Source organism: Corynebacterium neomassiliense (assembly GCF_900626215.1).
Taxonomy (GTDB): Bacteria; Actinomycetota; Actinomycetes; order Mycobacteriales; family Mycobacteriaceae; genus Corynebacterium; species Corynebacterium neomassiliense.
On sequence record NZ_LR131106.1, the window covers coordinates 1959305 to 1977667 of the forward strand.

Consider the following 18363-nt stretch of genomic DNA (forward strand, 5'->3'; position numbering starts at 1 on the left):
CCGCCGGGGTGTGAGGAAACCGTCAGGATCCGCCCCGCACCCGTATGTCTTCCGTAAGGACTCCCCCACCGGAACAGCGGAACAGGTTTGATCAGGAGCCGCGCCCGCATACCGGGGCGTGCGGCCACCGCAGTGTGACCGCCGGTTTCCGAACGGAGTCACCTGTGTCCGACGTCGTCTACGTACTGGGCGTCCTCGTCCTGTTCGTCATGGTTGCAGTCATCGCGAAGGCGGTGGAGAAACTGTGATCGTCTTCGACTGGACAGCCGCCGCCCTCGGGCTCGCGGCAGTCCTCTACCTCCTGGTCGCCCTCGTGAAGCCGGAGAAGTTCTGATGGCCTGGGGGGCACTGCTCGCCAGTGCAGCGATCCTGGTCGTCCTCCTCGGGCTCGCATACCGGCCGTTCGGGGACTACATGGCCCGGGTCTTCACCTCTCCGCGGCATCTCCGGGCCGAACGCGGAATCTACCGGGTGACCGGGGTCGACCCGGCCGGCGGACAGACCTGGCAGGCGTACCTGCGGTCCGTCCTGTACTTCGCGTTCGTCGGCGTCCTGACCGTCTACCTGGCCCAACGGGTCCAGCACCTGCTGCCCTTCGCGGCGGGCCCGGACAGTGTCGCCCCCGGCGTCGCCTTCAACACCGCCGTCTCCTTCGTGACGAACACGAACTGGCAGGCGTACTCCGGCGAAACACTCTCGTACACGGTCCAGTTCGCTTTCCTCGCGGTCCAGAACTTCGTGTCTGCGGCTACCGGGCTCGCGGTCGCGGTCGCACTGGTCCGTGGCTTCGCGTACCGGGAATCCGGGACGATCGGGAACTTCTGGGTCGACCTGGTGCGTGCCGTGGTCCGCATTCTTCTGCCGTTGTCACTGGTCAGTGCCGTCATCCTCATCTCCGGAGGGGTGATCCAGAATTTCAGTGGTGTCGTCGATTCCGCCACCGTCGCCGGCGGATCTCAGGCCCTTCCGGGAGGGCCGGTGGCGTCCCAGGAGGCGATCAAGGAACTCGGCACCAACGGCGGAGGATTCTTCAACGCCAACTCGGCACACCCGTTCGAGAACCCCACCGGGTGGACAAACCTCTTCGAGGTCTTCCTCATGCTGCTCATCCCGTTCTCACTGCCCCGGACTTTCGGCAGAATCGTCGGCGACAACCGACAGGGCTATGCGGTGCTCGCGGCCATGGCCACCATCTTCCTGCTGTCGACGACTGTTCTCGCCGCCGCCGAATTCGCCGGCAACGGCACAGCACCGGAACTGGCAGGTGGTGCGACCGAGGGGAAGGAGACACGGTTCGGGCTGGTGCAGTCGGTGATCTACGCCGCCGCAACCACCCTGACCTCCACCGGGGCCGTGAACTCCATGCACGACTCCTACACCGGACTCGGAGGAGCAGTCCCGATGGTCAACATGATGTTCGGTGAGATCTCCCCCGGAGGAGTCGGCTCCGGACTGTACGGGATGCTGGTCATCGCCGTCATCGCCGTGTTCATCGCCGGGCTGCTCGTCGGCAGGACCCCCGAGTACCTCGGCAAGAAGATCAGACCGAAGGAGATGACCCTCGCCAGCCTCTACATCCTGGTGATGCCGGCCCTCGTCCTGGGTGCCGTCGCCCTGAGCTTCGCCGTCCCCGGCCTGAAGAACAGTATCGTCACGGATTCCCTGACGAACAGTGGCCCGCACGGACTGTCCGAGGTTCTCTACGCCTTCGTGTCAGCCGCCAACAACAACGGCTCCGCCTTCGGCGGGCTGACCGCGGACACCCCGTGGCTGACCGCAGCGACAGGCGTGGTGATGATGCTCGGCCGTTTCATCCCGATCTGCCTGGTACTCGCTCTTGCGGGATCCCTCGCCTCCCAGCCCTCGGTACCCGTCACAGCCGGGACGCTTCCCACCCACCGCCCGCTGTTCGTCGGACTCATCGTCGGGACCGCGGTCCTGGTGACCGCTCTCGTCTTCTTTCCCGTACTCACGCTGGGACCACTGGCGGAAGGACTGATGTGACATGTCAGCAAATGCAACAGGTAATGCAGCAGGTAATGCAACGGACACCGCAACGGATCAGGAACGTTCCACACGTCAGTCACCTACTTCACCGAAGTCACCGAAGTCACCGAAGTCACCGAAGATACTGACCTGGTCACAGGTCCGGACCGCGGTCCCCGGGGCCCTCCGTAAGCTCGGTCCACGCACACAGTGGCACAACCCCGTGATGTTCATCGTCTGGGTCGGTGCCGTACTCACCACAGCCGTCGCCGTCGCCGAACCTTTCCTCGGCGGCCCGGCCAGTTCGGGGGGAAGCCCGGTACCGGTCTCCTTCAGCTGGATCATCGCGGCATGGCTCTGGCTCACCGTGTTCTTCTCCGCCCTCGCGGAATCTGTCGCCGAGGGTCGGGGAAAGGCCCAGGCAGAATCCCTGCGCAGTACCCGCTCCACCACCACCGCACACCGTGTCACCGGCTACAGCCCGGACACGGACCCGGCCGCGGCGGACGCCACCACCGAAGACGTGGCCTCCGCTGACCTGCGTCCCGGCGACGTGGTCACGGTGGTCGCCGGTGACACTGTCCCCGGGGACGGGGACATCGTCCACGGCATCGCGAGCATCGACGAATCCGCGATCACCGGCGAGTCCGCCCCGGTCGTCAGGGAGTCCGGTGGGGACCGTTCCGCCGTCACCGGCGGCACGCGGGTTCTCTCCGACCGTATCGTCGTCCGCATCACCTCGACCCCCGGGGAAACGTTCGTCGACCGGATGATCGCACTGGTCGAAGGAGCGTCCCGTCAGAAGACCCCCAATGAGACCGCGCTGAACATCCTGCTGGCGTCCCTCTCCGTCGTCTTCGTGGCCGTCATCCTGACCCTCAACCCGGTGGCCTCCTTCGTCGCCGATCCGGTGAGTGTCACCGTGCTGGTCGCACTGCTGGTGTGCCTGATCCCCACGACCATCAGCGCCCTCCTGTCCGCCATCGGCATCGCCGGGATGGACCGTCTCGTCCAACGCAATGTCCTGGCGATGTCGGGTCGCGCCGTCGAGGCCGCCGGCGACGTGACAACCCTTCTCCTCGACAAGACCGGCACCATCACCTACGGGAACCGGCGGGCCACCGACTTCATCCCCGTCGGCGGCGCCACCCGGGCCGAACTGGCCGACGCGGCGGCCCTGTCCTCAGCCGCCGACCCCACCCCGGAGGGGACCTCCGTCGTCGAGCTCGCCCGCGGTCTCGGCGTCTCAGGCGGATCCGGCACCGCCGCCACCTCCGACGGTGCCGCCCGGGTCGACGCCGACGGAACCGGGCCTGTGGCCGTCCCGTTCACCGCCCAGACCCGCATGTCGGGCATGGACCTGCCTGACGGTTCCATGGTCCGTAAGGGGGCCCGGTCCGCCGTCACCGCGTGGCTCGACGAGGATGGCGAGGATGGCGAGGATGCGGCCCCCGGAGACTCAGCCGTCACCGCCGAACTGGACGAGGTGGTCGACAGGATCTCCCGGGCCGGGGGGACGCCGTTGGTCGTCGCCGTGAAGACTCCGGGTTCGGCAGGTCGTGTCCTGGGCGTCATCCACCTCAAGGACATCGTCAAGGACGGGCTGCGGGAGAGGTTCACCGAACTGCGCGCCATGGGTATCCGCACCGTCATGGTCACAGGTGACAATCCCCTGACCGCCGCCGCGATCGCCGACGAGGCCGGTGTGGACGACTACCTCGCCGAGGCGACCCCGGAGCAGAAACTCGACTACATCCGGGCGGAACAGAAGGGCGGCAGTCTTGTCGCGATGACCGGGGACGGAACCAATGACGCACCTGCCCTGGCCCAGGCCGACGTGGGTGTCGCGATGAACACCGGAACCTCTGCCGCCAAGGAGGCCGGCAACATGGTCGACCTCGACTCCGACCCGACCAAGTTGATCGACATCGTGGCGGTCGGCAAACAGCTGCTGATCACCCGTGGGGCACTGACCACGTTCTCTGTGGCCAATGACATCGCCAAGTACTTCGCGATCATCCCGGCGATCTTCACCGGGGTCTTCCCCGGGTTGGCGGTACTGAACATCATGGGGCTGCACTCCCCGGCGTCAGCGGTCCTGTCCGCGGTGATCTTCAACGCGCTCATCATCATCTTCCTCGTGCCTCTCGCCCTGCGTGGTGTCTCCTACCGCCCGGCGGGAGCCGCGAAAACTCTCGGACGCAACCTCGCCGTCTACGGGCTCGGTGGCGTGGTCACCCCGTTCCTCGGCATATGGGTGATCGACCAGTTCACCCGTCTCATCCCCGGCTTCTGACCTTCTGAAAGGACCGTCATGTCCTCATCTGTCCTCCGTGGTGCCCGGAACCTGCGCGCCGCAGGCCGCATGCTCGTCATCCTCACTGTTCTTCTCGGCGTCCTCTACCCCCTGCTTGTCACCGGAATCGGGCAGCTGTTCTTCCCTTCCCGCGCGAACGGCAGCCTTCTGGAGGAAGACGGCAGAACTGTCGGGTCTTCGTTGATCGGCCAGTCCTTCACAGACGACAGCGGCAGCCCCCTGAGGCGGTACTTCCAGTCGCGGCCCTCCGCAGCCGGCGACCGGGGCTATGACGCCTCAGCGTCCGGGGGCACGAACCTCGGTCCGGAGAATCCGGCACTGATCGCCGACATCACCGCTCGCAGGGCCGGGGTCGCAGCTCTCGAGGGAGTGCGACCGGAGGATGTGCCCGCTGACGCGGTGACCTCCTCGGCGTCCGGTCTGGACCCCCACATCAGTCCCGCGTACGCTGCCATCCAGGTGCGTCGTGTCGCGGCGGCGAGGGGAATGGACGAGGACGCCGTCCGCGACCTCGTCGCCACGTACACTGAGGAATCCGACCTCGGGTTCATCGGTGACCCGGTCGTTAACGTGGTGACACTGAACCTTGCCCTCGACCGGGCGGAACAGGACGGGCGATGACAGGACGGGCGGCGACAGGACGGGCGGCGACAGGACGGGGCAGGTTGAGGGTGCTGCTGGGTGCGGCCCCCGGCGTCGGCAAGACCTTCACGATGCTCGAGGAAGGGCACCGGCTGCGGAGCGAAGGCCGCGACGTGGTCGTCGGCGTCGTCGAGACTCACGGTCGGGCGGGCACGGCGCGGATGGCGGCCGGCCTTCCGGTGGTGCCGCAGGCTGTCGTCAACCACCGCGGTGTCATCCTCCACGAGATGGACCTCCCGGCCCTGCTCGAACGTTCCCCCGACATCGCCCTGGTCGATGAACTCGCACACACCAACGCCCCCGGCGCGGTGAACAGCAAAAGGTGGGAGGACGTCCGTGACCTCCTCGAAGCGGGCACGGACGTCATCTCCACGGTGAACATCCAGCACATCGAGTCTCTCAACGACGTGGTCGAGCAGATCACCGGAGTGTCACAGCAGGAGACCGTCCCGGACAGTTTCCTGCGCGGGGCCGACCAGATCGAGGTCGTCGACCTGGCACCGCAGGCACTGCGCGACCGGCTCGGCGACGGGCTGATCTACCCCGCCGAAAGGATCGACGCCGCCCTGGCGAACTACTTCCGCCTCGGAAATCTCACGGCCCTGCGTGAACTTGCCCTGCTCTGGCTGGCAGACGAGGTCGACCAGGCGCTGACGACCTACCGCAGGGAACACGGCATCGACAGTCCCTGGGAAGCCAGGGAGCGAGTCGTCGTCGCACTGGCCGGGGACGCCGAGGGTGAGCTGCTGCTGCGCCGTGGGGCGCGGATCGCCGCACGGTCCGGTTCCGGGGAACTGCTCGCCGTCCACGTCACCAGCCAGGACGGTCTGCACACGGTGGACCATCAGGCACTGGCGGGGCAGCGGGTGCTCGTCGACAAGCTCGGTGGAACCTACCACCAGGTCGTCGGGGAAGATGTTCCCGCGACCCTCGTCGACGTCGCCCGCTCACTCAACGCCACCCAGCTGGTGCTGGGGGTCAGCCGACGCAGCCGGCTCACCACCGCACTGACCGGTCCGGGCATAGGGGCGACGGTGATCCGCGAGTCCGGTGACATTGACGTGCACATTGTCCCGCACACCCGTACGGGACGCAGGTTCCCCTCATTCCTGCTGCCGAGGACCGGTGGTGCACTGTCCCGGAAACGCCGGCTGCTGGGTTTTCTCCTCGCTGCGGCGGGCGGCCCGGCGCTCACCGCCTTTCTCGTGGCCTTCCGGTCACCGGAGTCCGTCACCAGTGATGTCCTCAGCTACCAGCTTCTGGTTGTCCTCGTGTCACTGACCGGAGGGATCTGGCCTGCCCTGGCGGCCGCCGTCTTCTCCGGCGTCGCCCTGGACTACTTCTTCATCTCGCCCCTGTACACCGTCACTGTCGACGACCCGCTCCACATCGTCGCACTGGTCCTGTACTCCACCATCGCTGTCCTGGTCAGCCTGGTGGTGGACCGGGCCGCCCGCCGCAGTCGGGCCGCCCGGCGTGCGGCAGCCGAGTCCGAGCTGCTCCAGACCATCGCCGGCAGTGTACTGCGCGGTGGTGACGCGGTCCGTGCCCTCGTCGACAGGGCCGCCGAGGCGTTCGGCCTTGACTGCGTGCGTGTGGTGCAGGAGGGGCGCACCGTGGCGTCCTCGGGGACGCCGTCCGTTGACGGTGAGTGGTCGGTCATCCCCCTCACCGGGGAAGGACGCCTGGAGTTCCACGGGACCGGGGTGACGGTGTCCGACCGTCGTCTCCTCTCCGTCGTCGCCGCCCAGGTCAGTGTGGCTCTCGAGCACCGCAGGTTGACCGCCACCGCCGAGGAGATCGAGCCGATCGCCGCATCCGACAGGGTCAGAGGTGCACTGCTGTCCGCGTTGAGCCATGATGTCCGGCGCCCGCTGGCGGCGGCGGCCACGGCCGTCGGGGGTCTGCGCTCCGGGGGTGCGGCACTGTCACCGGCGGACGAGCGCGAACTGCTGGACACGGCGTCCGAAAGCCTGGATGCGCTGGCGTCACTGGTCAACGACCTCCTCGATGTCAGTCGGGTGCAGGCCGGCGCGCTGACGATCACCACCATGCCGACGGATCCCTCCGAGGCGGTCGCCCCCGCCCTCGACGAACTGGGGCTCGGCCCGGACGAGGTGCGCCTGTGCCTCGGCCACGGTGACCGTACCGCGGAGGCGGACCCGGTCCTCCTGCAGCGTGTCCTGGTCAACCTGCTGTCCAACGCGGTGCGTCATTCACCTCCCGGTGTGCCGGTGACGGTCACGTCCAGCACGTTCGGTGAGGTTCTGGAGATCCGGGTGATCGACCACGGCGAGGGTGTGGATCCGGCACGGCTGGACGACATTTTCCTGCCGTTCCAACGGCTGGGGGACACAGACAACACCAGTGGTCTCGGCCTGGGGCTCGCCCTGTCCCGTGGATTCACGGAGGCCCTGCACGGTACGCTTCTGCCGGAGAGCACCCCGGGCGGGGGACTGACGATGGTGGTCTCTCTCCCTCTCAGCCGTGACCCCCGGGAAGGAGTGTCATGAAGATCCTCATCGCCGACGATGACCCGCAGATCCTCCGCGCTTTACGCATCACCCTCGGCGCGAGGGGATATGAGGTGGTCACCGCACCCGACGGTGCGACGGCCCTCAACGCGGCGGTGGATGCGAAGCCCGACCTGTACCTGATTGACCTCGGCATGCCCGGGTTGGACGGGATGGAACTCATACGCGGCGTCCGGGGCTGGTCACGGGCACCGATTCTGGTGGTGTCCGGCCGGACCGGGTCGGTGGACAAGGTGGAGGCTCTCGATGCGGGCGCCGACGACTACGTCACCAAACCGTTCTCCGTCGACGAACTGCTCGCCCGGATCCGGGCACTGACCCGGCGCGCGGACACTCCCGACGGGGCTCCGGTGGTCCGGCTCGGACCGGTGACGGTGGACCTCGCGGCACACAGTGCCACCCGCGACTCTGACCCGGGCTCCCGGCAGATCAGGCTCACCCCCACCGAGTGGAAGGTGATGGAGGTGCTGGTCCGTCACGCCGGAAAGCTGGTGACCCGGCAGACCCTGCTGACGACGATCTGGGGGACGGACCATGTCGAGGACACCGGCTACCTGCGGCTGTACGTCTCGCAGCTGCGCAGGAAACTGGAGGAGGACCCGTCCCACCCCGTCCACATCCTCACCGAGGCGGGGATGGGGTACAGACTGGTCACCGGGGACGGACAGTGACCGATGTGTTCAGCGCTTCTTCCTGAAACTGCCGCGGATGTTCATACCGCCGGGGAGCTTGATCGAGTACGTGCCACGGGAGTTGACGGTGACCGGGCCGAAGCGGCGGGAGACGGACGCGCCTGACCCCGAGTAGTTGATCCACGAGTCACTGCCGGTCTTCTGTCGTTTACGGAAGTAGATGCCCATGTGTCTGATGGTAGCGGTCAGGGGCGGCACCGGCGGGGTGACAGGGAGCCGGCCGTCAGGGACCATGGGGGGCATGGATACCTCCGCCGTGCCCTCGCCCCGCCCCTGGACCGATGTCACCGGGGCAGTGCCCGGTCTGAAACTGGTGGTCCTCGACATGGACGGCACACTGCTCGACGGTGACGACGCAGTTCCCGACGCCTTCTGGGACCTGCTGCCGGTGATGCAGGACAGGGGCATCGTCGTGGTCCCGGCGTCCGGACGCCAGTACGCGACACTGGAGCGCATGTTCGGCGACCACGGGATCCGGACCTTCATCGCCGAGAACGGGACCCTGGTCGTGCACGACGGTGAGGTGGTCTCCACGTCGCCGGTGGACTCCCCCACCGTCGGACAGGTCATCGACATCGTGCGAACCGGGGAGACGGACCGTGACCTGGGGCTGGTACTGTGCGGCCCGCGGACCGCGTACGTGGAGCGGGAGGACGCCAGGTTCGTCGGGGAGGCCGGGCGTTACTACGCGTCCCTCAGGGTGGTCCCGAACCTGCACGCGGTGGAGGACCTCGAGTCCGGGACCGTGCTCAAATGCGCGGTCTACGATTTCGACTCGGCCGCGCAGGCCGCGCCGGCACTGTTCACCGGTGGTGGACCGGGAGTCGCGGATCTGAGGGACAGTCACCAGGTGGTGGTGTCCGGCAGGAACTGGATCGACATCATGAACGGTTCGGCGAACAAGGGTCGGGCGCTGCGGGCACTGGAGATGAGCCTGGGCATCCCCCGTTCGGCGACAGCGGTGTTCGGTGACTACCTCAACGACCTCGAGATGATGGCGGAGGCGGACTGGTCCTTCGCGATGGACAACGGGCATCCGGCGGTGCAGCGCGCGGCGCAGTTCATCGCCCCGCGCAACACCGACGGTGGCGTGGTGCAGGTCCTGCAGAAGCTGCTGGGGGTGTGAAGGGGACGACCCGGATCACTCCCATTCCGCCTTGTCCGGGTCCACACCGAGAGCCCGCGCCCGGGCGTCGGCCAGCGGTGAGCCCGGTTCTGCACCTTCCCGTACGGCATCGCCGAGGCGTCCTTCGAGTTCAGTCATCGCGACCTGCAGCTGCGCCCACTGCTCCGTCGACCTGTGCGCGCTGCGCTCGGCGAACCGGACTCCGGACGAACGGTCAGTTGAGCTCGTCCCGGCATTCCTCGACAGTCTTCTCGGCGATACAGTTGCTCCACTCGATCTGCCCGTCGACCCACGGATGTGTCGGCGTCTGGCCGTTGTCCACCTGCCAGGAGTAGTTGTCACAGATGATGCCGGTGCCGTCGGCCGCCACGCTGCGTACCCCGATGTCCGCGCCGATGCATGCGTCCCCCAGTTGAGGCCCCGGGGGCACGGAACCGTATCCGGCACTGTCCTCACCGTCCCGGGCCGGAACGTCCCCGGGTACGTCCTCCGGAGTGTCCATGACCTCTGGCTGCTCCACGATCTCCGGAACGTCCGGGTTCTGCCGGGGTGCCCCGGCAGGCTCCCCCAACGTCGGCGACGGCCCGGTGGACGTGGACGACACCGGGGAAGACGCAGGAGCCGTCGCTGTCACGGTGACGACATCTCCCCCGCTTCCGTCACCGGAACAACCGGACAGGATCAGGGGCAGTGGAACAACCACGGCGAGAATCACAGCTGCGGGCACTCTCTTCGTCATGAGCTGGAATCGTACCCTCGATCTGCACTTTTACCCGAGGAGTGGGCCCTGCCCTACCCGAGGGCGACCCGGGCCGCCCGGTCGGCGACGCGTGCTGCGGCGACAGTTCCCACGATCTCACCCAGAAACCCCACCACGGGGACTGTGATCTCAGCACCCGGGGTTTCCCCGGGCCGCACGATGAACGCCACCACCACGCCGATGAGCACAGTGGCCGCCCCGAACCATGCCGTCGCCCGCATGGCGGGCACCGCTGCCCGGTGGCCGGCGTCCCATGCGGCGTCCGAGGACTTTGTGGCTTTCGTCCGGATCCCCACGGCGTCATTGCGCGCGAGCGTCCCCCGTGACGAAGCGCCGGCAACCGCCCCGATGGCGGCGGCAAGCAGTGCCACTGCGACCACAAGCGATATATAGGCACCCATGAGAACTCCTCAGCTCAAACATTCCTGTCTGAAAGGTTACCTCAGGTCACCGGACCGCGGGACCCGGGGAGAGCGCCGAGCGACGCCGCCCGGTACCGGTACCGTCCGGTACCGTCGGGGTGCTGTACGGGTGCTGTACGTCCCACCGGCGACGGGGTACGGCTTCTGCCGGGAAAACACGGAGTTTCCACATACTCACAGGTGAGAGCACAAGGTGAAAGATATTCACCACATATCCGGCCCCCTGTCACATTTGTTCGTCACCTTCGCGGGCTGGTACCGCTGGAAAGGGTAACTGTCACCGACAGCAGACCACCGAGGAAACCCCTGTGCCCAGAAACAACCTGAAACTCTCCGACACCGTGCGGACGGCCCGGCTGAAACGTTACCGGGAGGACGCCTCCGCCCTGCGTCGTCCTTACACCGCCGATGACGTGACCGTCGTCGACGGGCCGACCCTGAAACGCGCGGCCGGCGGGGCCTCCCTCGGAAATATGATGGAATGGTTCGACTACGGCGTGTACGGCTATCTGGCCGTCACCATGTCCGCCGTATTCTTCGAATCCCTGTCGGACTCCCTGGCACTCGTGGCCACTTTCGCGACATTCGCGATCAGCTTCGTCATCCGCCCGCTCGGTGGCCTGTTCTTCGGGCCCCTGGGTGACCGCATCGGACGTCAGAAGGTGCTTGCCACCACCATGATCATGATGGCCGCCGGCACCGTGGCCATCGGCCTGATACCCGTCGGACTCGTCCCCGGCTGGGTGGCCCTGCTGATGCTCGTGGCCGCACGACTGGTGCAGGGATTCTCAGCCGGCGGCGAGTACGCCGGTGCGATGACCTTCACCGCCGAGTACGCCCCCGACAACCGTCGCGGCCACTGGGGGTCCTTCCTCGATGCCGGCTCGTACCTGGGCTTCGCCCTCGGCGCCGGACTGGTCGCCCTGCTCAACGCCGTTCTCGGTGCAGAGACGATGCAGGACTGGGGCTGGCGGGTCCCCTTCTGGTGTGCCGGCGTCCTGGGGTTCATCGGCATGTACCTCCGGCTGAAGCTCGAAGACGCCCCGGCCTTCCGTGAGGCCCTGGAGGCCGCGGAGACGAAGGACGAGGACCTCGCTGACGGCGGGAGGACCGGACTGCGGGTACTGCTCCGGGACCACCGCCGGGAAATGCTCGTGCTGGTCGGCATCGTCGCCGCGTACAACGTGCTGGGGTACACGCTCACCTCGTTCATGAACACCTACCTCACCGAGTTCGCGTCCCACACGACCACCGTCTTCGAATCGGACATGCTGGTCCTCGCGGCGATCGTCATCACGGTCCTGACCGCCCACCCCATCGGTATCCTCTCCGACCGGATCGGACGACGACCTGTCCTGATCGTGGCGTCCGTGTCCCTGGTCGTACTGTCGTTCCCCGTGTTCTGGCTGCTGCAGACCGGCAGCATGCCGTTGATCTTCACCGGGTGCGCCGTGCTGGCGGTGAACCTCGGCGGATTCGCCGGTCCCGTCGCAGCGACCCTGCCCGCCATCTTCCCGACCCACACCAGGATGGCGGCCCTGGGCATCGGGTACAACCTGTCCGTCGCGGTTTTCGCCGGCACGACCCCGATGATCAACTCCGCCCTCATCCCCGTGTTCGGGTCCTGGTGGCCGGCGGTGTGGCTCGCCGTGTTCGGTGTCGTCGGGATGGTGGCCGTGAGGTTCCTGCCCGAGTCCGCCCGACAGCCGTTGGTGGGCAACAGTCCGCAGGTGGAGAGTGACGAGCATGCTGCCGGGGTGGCCCGCGTGCTCGAGCAGCTGCGCAGGTCTCTCCGCCTGCGACGGCGCAACCGTGCGGGCTACGGGGCCTGGGAAGGGCAGCCCGGCGGGCACGCCGCAGACGGCGCCGTGCCCCGGGCAGACGGCACCGCCGTCGACCCTGCGGACAGTGAGGCGGACAGTGAGGCGGGTAACCCGGTCCGCAGCCCGTCCCACAGTGCCTGACAGCGCCTGACGGTGCCTGACCACGCTCCACAACCACGGTTACAGTGGGGATACAGCACAACCCCCGGAACAAAGGACCAACTGTGACCATTCTCGTCACCGCAGCAACCGGCCACCTCGGCCACCTCGTCATCGACAGTCTCATCGCCCGCGGAGCCGACCCGGCGAACATCATCGCCGGCGCGCGCACTCCCGAGAAAGCCTCCGACCTCACTGACCGTGGCGTCCGGGTGGTCCACCTGGACTACGACGACCCCGGATCAGTCACAGCCGCCGTCGAGGGTGTGGACCGGGTACTGCTCATCTCCGGCTCCGAGATCGGACACCGGGTACCGCAGCACAGGACGGTGATCGATGCAGCGGCCGCCGCCGGCGTCGACCTTCTGGCCTACACCAGCTGCGGGGAGGCGACGACGACCGACTTCATGCTCGCACCGGAGCACAAGGCCACAGAGGAGGCCATCCACGCCTCCGGCGTGCCCTACACCGTGCTGCGCAACGTCTGGTACATCGAGAACTACCTGCCGGATGCTCTCCAGGTCAGGGAGACCGGCGTCCTCAACGGCGCCGTGGGCGACGGGCGGGTCGCCGCGGCAACCCGGGCGGACTACGCGGACGCCGCGGCCGTGGTCCTGCTCGCCGACGACGCCGACGGGGCCCCGACCTACGCCGGCAGGACTTTTGAACTGTCCGGGAAGGCCCTGACCTACCCGGAGATCGCCGCAGCACTCGGCGAGGCGGTGGGCAGGGAGGTCGTCTACCGCGACCTCGAACCGGAGGAGTTCCTCTCGACCCTGGAGAAAGCGGGACTGCCCCAGGGCCAGATCGACTTCCTCACCGCACTCAACGCCGGCATCGCCCGAGGTGGACTGGACATCGAGAGCCCGGCACTGGGGGAACTCATCGGCAGGGAACCGACCTCCTTCGCCGACGGTATCCGCGCCGCACTGCCGAGAGACTGACAGGGACTGACTCCCAGCCGGTCGCCGGGACTGCCCGCCGGGCCTGTTCTGCCTGCCCGGCCCACCCTCACCCCGCTGTGCCCGACCCCGTCTACCCGGCGATGATCTTGTTGACCTGCCGGGCCACCGGAGCCGGAGCGAACCGGGCCGACCACCGCAGCAGCAGGTCCGGGGTGGACACGGAGTAGTCCTGGCGCTGGCGTTCGAACCAGTTCCTCGGGTGCACCGCCTTCCACACCGCGTCGGCGACGTCCTGCGTACGGATGTGGACGCCGAGCCGTTTCGTCGACGCCGCCTCGACATCAGAGAGCTTCGTCTTGACCCACAGGGGCATGATGTTGACGACGCGGATATCGTCCCTGCGCCACTCCAGGCTCATCGCCTGGGTGAAACCGTGGACGTAGAACTTCGATGCGGAGTACGGGGTGATGTGCGGCTGCCCGTAGATGCCGGACGCCGACCCCATGGTCAGCATGTGGGCTCCCCGGGTGACCTTCAGGTACGGGTAGGCCGCTTTCGCACCGAAGGTGACCCCGGTGCAGTTGACCTCGATCTGCTTGGCGATCAGGCCGGCAGGCTGTTCGACGATGTCGAGGTCGCCGATGATCCCGGCGTTGTTGTCGAGGACGTTCAACTTCCCGTCCGTGTGGGAGGTGAAGTCGGCGAGAGCCTCCTCCCAGTTCGTGTAGTCGGTGACGTCGAGCCTGCCGGTGATGATTCCGGGCGCCTCGGCAGAGAGCTTCCGGAGTCCCGCCTCGTCGATGTCGTAGGCGCCGACGGTCCACCCGGCGTTGTGGAATCTCAGGGCTACTTCACGTCCGATGCCCGCCGCACCGCCGGAGATGAAAATGCTCTTCTGGTTGGTCATGGACAACAAACTACAGCTGTGCGGGGGTCACGTCCCCGGATTCGGTTTTTCCCCGGAAGGACGCCGACCGGTCACCGCCGGCCACGGAAAGCCCGGACACCTCATCCACCACCGTCAGGAGGTGTGTCACCGGTAGGAGATCCCGCGTGTGTCGAGGATGTTCTTCAACCGGGTCGGGTAGTCGGTGATGATGCCGTCGGCGCCGGCGTCGATGTACTCCTCCATGTCGGCGGCCTCGTTGACGGTCCACGGGACCACCCGCATCCCCCGGCCGTGGGCCCGGTCGATGAACCCGGCGACGTCACCGGTGAACCAGGGGTTGGCTGTGTTGTAGGAGGGACTGAGCACCTGCACGCCGAGCTCCTCCCCGGCGCGGACCGGGTCTCCCCCGACAGCGAGGAAATCGACGGGGCCGAGGAAAGGTGACCCCGGACGCCAGGTGGTCACGTCCCAGAGGGCGACGAGCGGGACACCCGGTTCACGGTCACGGACCAGGGGCAGGGTCGACCAGTCGAAGGACTGCACGGCGATGCGGTCGGTGACTCCTGCGGCGTCAGCGGTGTCGAGGATCGCGTCCACGTACTCCCGGGGGGAGGCTGACCGGGAGGGGTCGTCAGCCTCGACCTTGGTCTCGATGTTGAAGTGCACCTCCGGGTCGCGTGAGGCGATGTCGAAGACGTCCTTGAGCTGCAGGATCCGGTTTCCCGTGACAGGGACGGCGTCGGGGAAGCCGGAGAGGGTCCTGTCACAGGTCAGGGTCTGGATCTGCTCCCAGGTGAGGTCGTGGACATCCTTGCCGACGTAGGGGAACAGGGGGTCGTCCGGGGTGACCGGGGCGGTGTCCGTGCACTTGTCGTCCTGGATCGAGGCGTCGTGCCAGACGACCGGGACGCCGTCGCCGGTGATATGGATGTCGAACTCGAGGGTGGTGACGCCGAGGTCGAGGGACTTCTCGAAGGCCACCCGTGACTCCTCGGTGTACTCGCCGCGTCCTCCCCGGTGTGACTGCAGGTCGAAGGTGTCAGGAAGATTGTCGGTGGGGTCCACCACAGGCCCCGTCGAGGAACCTGCACCCGGTCCCACACTGCTTCCGGTGGGCGGAGTCGGAGCACTCCCCGCTACTCCGCTCCAGGAGGCGGAGTGGTCGGGGAATCCGGCAGCGGCGTGGGCGGACGGGACCTGGCCTGCGGCGAGGACGGCGGCTGCCAGCAGTCCGGCGACGGCCGGCACAGTGGCAGCAACGGTGGCCGGGGGCCGGGTGGGGACGGAGGTTCGGGAGGACAGACGGGGGAAACGCACGGGAGCGCTCTCCTTCACATGTCGGAGGTGAGGGTACGGCTGTACCGTAGAGGCCCGCCCACCGGTCCGCAGTCCCATCCGGCCGGACGCTACCGGAATTCCGGCAGGATTCACCCGGTGTACACCCTGGGTAGGTGGCAGGGAGGAAGTCCGGGGAGCTGACGACAGGGACCGGGAGAACCCGCGCCCGCCGGATCATCCGCCCGGCCGACCGGTCACCGCCGGGCCAGCCTCCACAGTGACGTGACCTCCCGGGACCGTGCCACCTGCAGGGCGTCGGCGTCTCCGCCCGGATCCGGCCGGGCTTTCGGATGGCGGGGAACCGTGCTGCTGCGTCCGAGCACGCGCAGACCACCCTCGGAGATCCACTGCTCCAACTGGTCCCTGGAACGCAGACCGAGATGTTCTGCGAGGTCGGAGAGCACGAGCCAGCCCTCACCCCCCTCGGCGAGACGGTCACCGAGACCTTCGAGGAAGCGCCGCAGGGCATCCGAGCCGTCGTCGTAGATACCCAGCTCAAGTCCGGAGGTGGGGACCCCCGGCAACCACGGAGGATTGAACACGACCACGTCATAGGTGGTGGTGCCCTCCGGTGCCGTCGCGGGCACGGGCCACAGGTCCGCCCCGGTCACTGTGCACCTGTCCCCCACCCCCAGACGGTCGAGATTGCTCCGGGCGCAGTCGACCGCCCGCGGGTTCACATCCGTCGCCGTCACCTGTCCTGCCCCTCGCCGTGCCAGCACTGCCGCGAGGACCCCGGTACCGGTACCGATCTCCAGGACGGAAGCCCCGGGACGCAGGTACCGCGAGGCGACCTCGTCGACCAGGTCCACGTACTCGCTGCGGGTCGGGGAGAACACCCCGTAGTCCGGGTACACCCTCTCCGTCCGGCCGTCCCGTTCCCCGAGTGCGGGGACGGGCACACCACGCCGGTGCCACTGCCATGCCCCGAGCACACCCTGGAGTTCCGTCAGCGGGACGCGCCTGCCCCCGGACGCCGGTTCCGGAGGTCCCCACGCATGGGCGCAGGCCTCGGCCACTTCGGGGGCCCTGCGCAGCGGGAGGTCCCACACCGGTCCCCGGTCACCGTCGCGGACGCCGAGGTCGACGACGATCCTGCCGAGGATCTCCGCCCGTCGCGCCCGCTGCTCCCGCCGGGCGAGGAAGAGTTCGGCCGCGCTCCGGGGTCGCCTTCCCTTCTTCCCGCCGGTTCGTCGGTTCCCCCGTTCCAGCCGTCTCTCCACCGCCTTGAGCAGTTGACGACCGTTGTGGAAGTCCCCCTCCCACACCAGGGTGGTCCCGCCGGACAGGGCGGCGAACGCGGCGTCCGCCGTGGTGGTGTCGTCAGCGACACCGGTCACTCCGGTCACACCGGATTCTCCGTCGGGTCCGGTCACGCCGGTGACCGCCCGTCCGTGGACCGGTGCCCCAGCAGGTTGTCCCGCAGGTACTTCCCCTCGTATCCGCGACGGAAACGCCCCCTGACCTGCAGCAGCGGTACCACATGGTCGACAAACTCCGTCAGATCGTCCGGCAGGGACGGGGGCATGATGTTGAAACCGTCGGCCGCGCCACAGTCCACCCACCGGAGAATCTCGTCGGCGACCTGCTCCGGAGTTCCCACCACGGTGGCGTGGCCCCCTCCGGCGGCCAGGTAGCCCAGCAGTTCCCTGACGGTGGGACGCCGTCGGTCATCTCTTCCCGTGGACGAGCCCCCGCGCACGGCGGTGTGGTCGACGATGTGCCGCACCAGGGCGTAGCGCCCCGCAGGCGCGTCTGTCCCGCTCAGCGGCGGAAGTTCCGGAACCACCGAATCCGGGTCCCAGCCGGTGACGTCCACGCCGAGGAAGGACGAGAGGTCGCGGAGCCCGTCCTCCACACTGAGGAGGTCGTCAAGGTGCCGCCTGCGGCGCTGCGCCTCCTCCTCCGTCGACCCGAGGGACACGACCAGCCCCGGCATGATCTTCACGGTGTCAGGGTCACGCCCCACCGCTGCTGTCCGTGCCCTGACGTCGCTGCGGAAACCACGGGCCCCCTGTGCGTCCCAGGCGACGGTGAACACCCCGTCCGCCCAGGCGGCGGCAAGGTCACGGCCGGGTTCGGAGACCCCGGCCTGGAACACCACGGGCCGGTGCTGCGGGGGTTCGGGGATGTTCAACGGTCCGGCGACCGAGAACCACCTGTCGTGGTGGTCGACCGCCTTGAGCTGTGACACGTCCGTGTACACGCCCTGACGGTCGGCGACGACGGCTTCCGCCGGCCAGGAGGACCACAGTTTCACGAGGGTTGCGGCGAACTCCCCTGCCCGGGCGTAACGCACGGCGTGGTTCGGCAGGGCGTCCATCCCGTGGTTGCGGGCCTCGGCGTCCAGCTGGGAGGTCACAAGGTTGATCCCGGCGCGTCCCCCGGAGATGTGGTCGAGGCTAGCGACCATCCGGGCGACGTGGAAGGGGTCCCAGAAGGTGGAGGACACGGACGCCACCAGTCCGATGTGCTCCGTCGCCCGTGAGACAGCTGAGAGTGTGGTGAGCGGTTCGAGGAACCAGGTCGGCCCGGAGGTGAGCGCGTCAGTGCGTGCCGCCTGACCGTCGGGGAAGAACACGGCGTCCATCCTGCCGCGCTCGGCCGTGCGTGCGAGCTCCTCCCAGAAAGTGATGTCCCCCAGCCTGTCCACGGCCGATCCTGAGTCTCTCCAGGCGGCGGTGTGGTGGCCGCACCCGCTGACGAAAAGATTGAGGTGGACCTGTGCGGGCTCGCCGTTGGCTGTCATAGGGGGCCTTTCGGGGGTGGT

The 18363-nt window shown here is 67.9% G+C and carries 17 protein-coding genes; 9 read left to right on the forward strand and 8 right to left on the reverse strand.

Annotated elements, in window-relative coordinates; genetic code table 11:
* The first annotated feature begins 244 nt into the window (after positions 1 to 244).
* Genes E0E18_RS08635 through E0E18_RS08660 form a run of 6 tightly spaced genes read left to right on the forward strand, consistent with a single transcriptional unit; the run spans position 245 to position 8150 of the window.
* Positions 245 to 334: a potassium-transporting ATPase subunit F gene (locus tag E0E18_RS08635; protein ID WP_066587398.1), complete on the forward strand. Its 90-nt coding sequence runs from the start codon at positions 245 to 247 to the stop codon at positions 332 to 334.
* Positions 334 to 2004 (forward strand): potassium-transporting ATPase subunit KdpA, encoded by a 1671-nt coding sequence (gene kdpA / locus E0E18_RS08640; protein WP_130840283.1) that lies wholly within the window; start codon positions 334 to 336, stop codon positions 2002 to 2004. The genes E0E18_RS08635 and kdpA overlap by 1 nt, the downstream gene beginning before the upstream one ends.
* Position 2005: 1 nt before the next feature.
* A complete protein-coding gene (kdpB, locus tag E0E18_RS08645) occupies positions 2006 to 4282 on the forward strand; it encodes a potassium-transporting ATPase subunit KdpB (RefSeq protein ID WP_130840286.1) in 2277 nt (758 codons plus the stop codon).
* Positions 4283 to 4300: 18 nt separating this feature from the next.
* Positions 4301 to 4924: a potassium-transporting ATPase subunit KdpC gene (gene kdpC / locus E0E18_RS08650; protein ID WP_130840288.1), complete on the forward strand. Its 624-nt coding sequence runs from the start codon at positions 4301 to 4303 to the stop codon at positions 4922 to 4924.
* Complete coding sequence (locus E0E18_RS08655; RefSeq protein WP_130840290.1) at positions 4921 to 7458, forward strand: DUF4118 domain-containing protein; 2538 nt, start codon at positions 4921 to 4923, stop codon at positions 7456 to 7458. Before kdpC ends, E0E18_RS08655 begins: the two co-directional genes overlap by 4 nt.
* Positions 7455 to 8150 carry a response regulator gene (locus E0E18_RS08660; protein ID WP_130840292.1) on the forward strand — a complete coding sequence of 232 codons (696 nt, stop codon included), beginning with the start codon at positions 7455 to 7457 and terminating at the stop codon, positions 8148 to 8150. Before E0E18_RS08655 ends, E0E18_RS08660 begins: the two co-directional genes overlap by 4 nt.
* A 9-nt stretch (positions 8151 to 8159) precedes the next feature.
* Here the strand turns inward: E0E18_RS08660 and E0E18_RS08665 are convergent, their stop codons facing one another.
* Positions 8160 to 8339, reverse strand: coding sequence for a DUF4236 domain-containing protein (locus tag E0E18_RS08665; protein WP_130840294.1), 180 nt, complete (start codon positions 8337 to 8339; stop codon positions 8160 to 8162).
* A gap of 73 nt (positions 8340 to 8412) precedes the next feature.
* Between E0E18_RS08665 and E0E18_RS08670 the strand changes: the two genes are divergently transcribed.
* On the forward strand, positions 8413 to 9297 hold the full coding sequence (locus E0E18_RS08670; protein ID WP_161972261.1) for an HAD family hydrolase: 885 nt from the start codon (positions 8413 to 8415) through the stop codon (positions 9295 to 9297).
* A gap of 15 nt (positions 9298 to 9312) precedes the next feature.
* On the opposite strand, the gene E0E18_RS14330 is transcribed toward E0E18_RS08670, so the two are convergent.
* The 3 genes from E0E18_RS14330 to E0E18_RS08685 form a co-directional block, all read right to left on the reverse strand.
* Positions 9313 to 9435 (reverse strand): hypothetical protein, encoded by a 123-nt coding sequence (locus E0E18_RS14330; protein WP_272914248.1) that lies wholly within the window; start codon positions 9433 to 9435, stop codon positions 9313 to 9315.
* Between the two features lie 76 nt (positions 9436 to 9511).
* Positions 9512 to 10036, reverse strand: a complete 525-nt coding sequence (locus tag E0E18_RS14010; RefSeq protein WP_130840298.1) for a hypothetical protein — start codon at positions 10034 to 10036, stop codon at positions 9512 to 9514.
* A 53-nt stretch (positions 10037 to 10089) separates the two neighbouring features.
* The gene (locus tag E0E18_RS08685; RefSeq protein WP_130840301.1) at positions 10090 to 10458 is read right to left on the reverse strand and encodes an SdpI family protein; all 369 of its coding nucleotides are present in this window, start codon (positions 10456 to 10458) and stop codon (positions 10090 to 10092) included.
* Between the two features lie 329 nt (positions 10459 to 10787).
* Between E0E18_RS08685 and E0E18_RS08690 the strand changes: the two genes are divergently transcribed.
* A complete protein-coding gene (locus E0E18_RS08690; RefSeq protein ID WP_130840303.1) occupies positions 10788 to 12443 on the forward strand; it encodes an MFS transporter in 1656 nt (551 codons plus the stop codon).
* 83 nt (positions 12444 to 12526) lie between these two features.
* On the forward strand, positions 12527 to 13405 hold the full coding sequence (locus E0E18_RS08695; protein ID WP_110480758.1) for an SDR family oxidoreductase: 879 nt from the start codon (positions 12527 to 12529) through the stop codon (positions 13403 to 13405).
* A gap of 91 nt (positions 13406 to 13496) precedes the next feature.
* Here the strand turns inward: E0E18_RS08695 and E0E18_RS08700 are convergent, their stop codons facing one another.
* From E0E18_RS08700 to E0E18_RS08715, 4 genes are all read right to left on the reverse strand, one after another.
* Positions 13497 to 14273, reverse strand: coding sequence for an SDR family oxidoreductase (locus tag E0E18_RS08700; protein WP_187119926.1), 777 nt, complete (start codon positions 14271 to 14273; stop codon positions 13497 to 13499).
* Between the two features lie 126 nt (positions 14274 to 14399).
* Positions 14400 to 15572, reverse strand: coding sequence for a glycerophosphodiester phosphodiesterase family protein (locus E0E18_RS08705; RefSeq protein WP_237559704.1), 1173 nt, complete (start codon positions 15570 to 15572; stop codon positions 14400 to 14402).
* A 215-nt stretch (positions 15573 to 15787) separates the two neighbouring features.
* The gene (locus tag E0E18_RS08710) at positions 15788 to 16969 is read right to left on the reverse strand and encodes a methyltransferase (protein ID WP_237559705.1); all 1182 of its coding nucleotides are present in this window, start codon (positions 16967 to 16969) and stop codon (positions 15788 to 15790) included.
* Complete coding sequence (locus E0E18_RS08715; protein ID WP_130840307.1) at positions 16966 to 18342, reverse strand: LLM class flavin-dependent oxidoreductase; 1377 nt, start codon at positions 18340 to 18342, stop codon at positions 16966 to 16968. Before E0E18_RS08715 ends, E0E18_RS08710 begins: the two co-directional genes overlap by 4 nt.
* Positions 18343 to 18363: the final 21 nt, after the last annotated feature.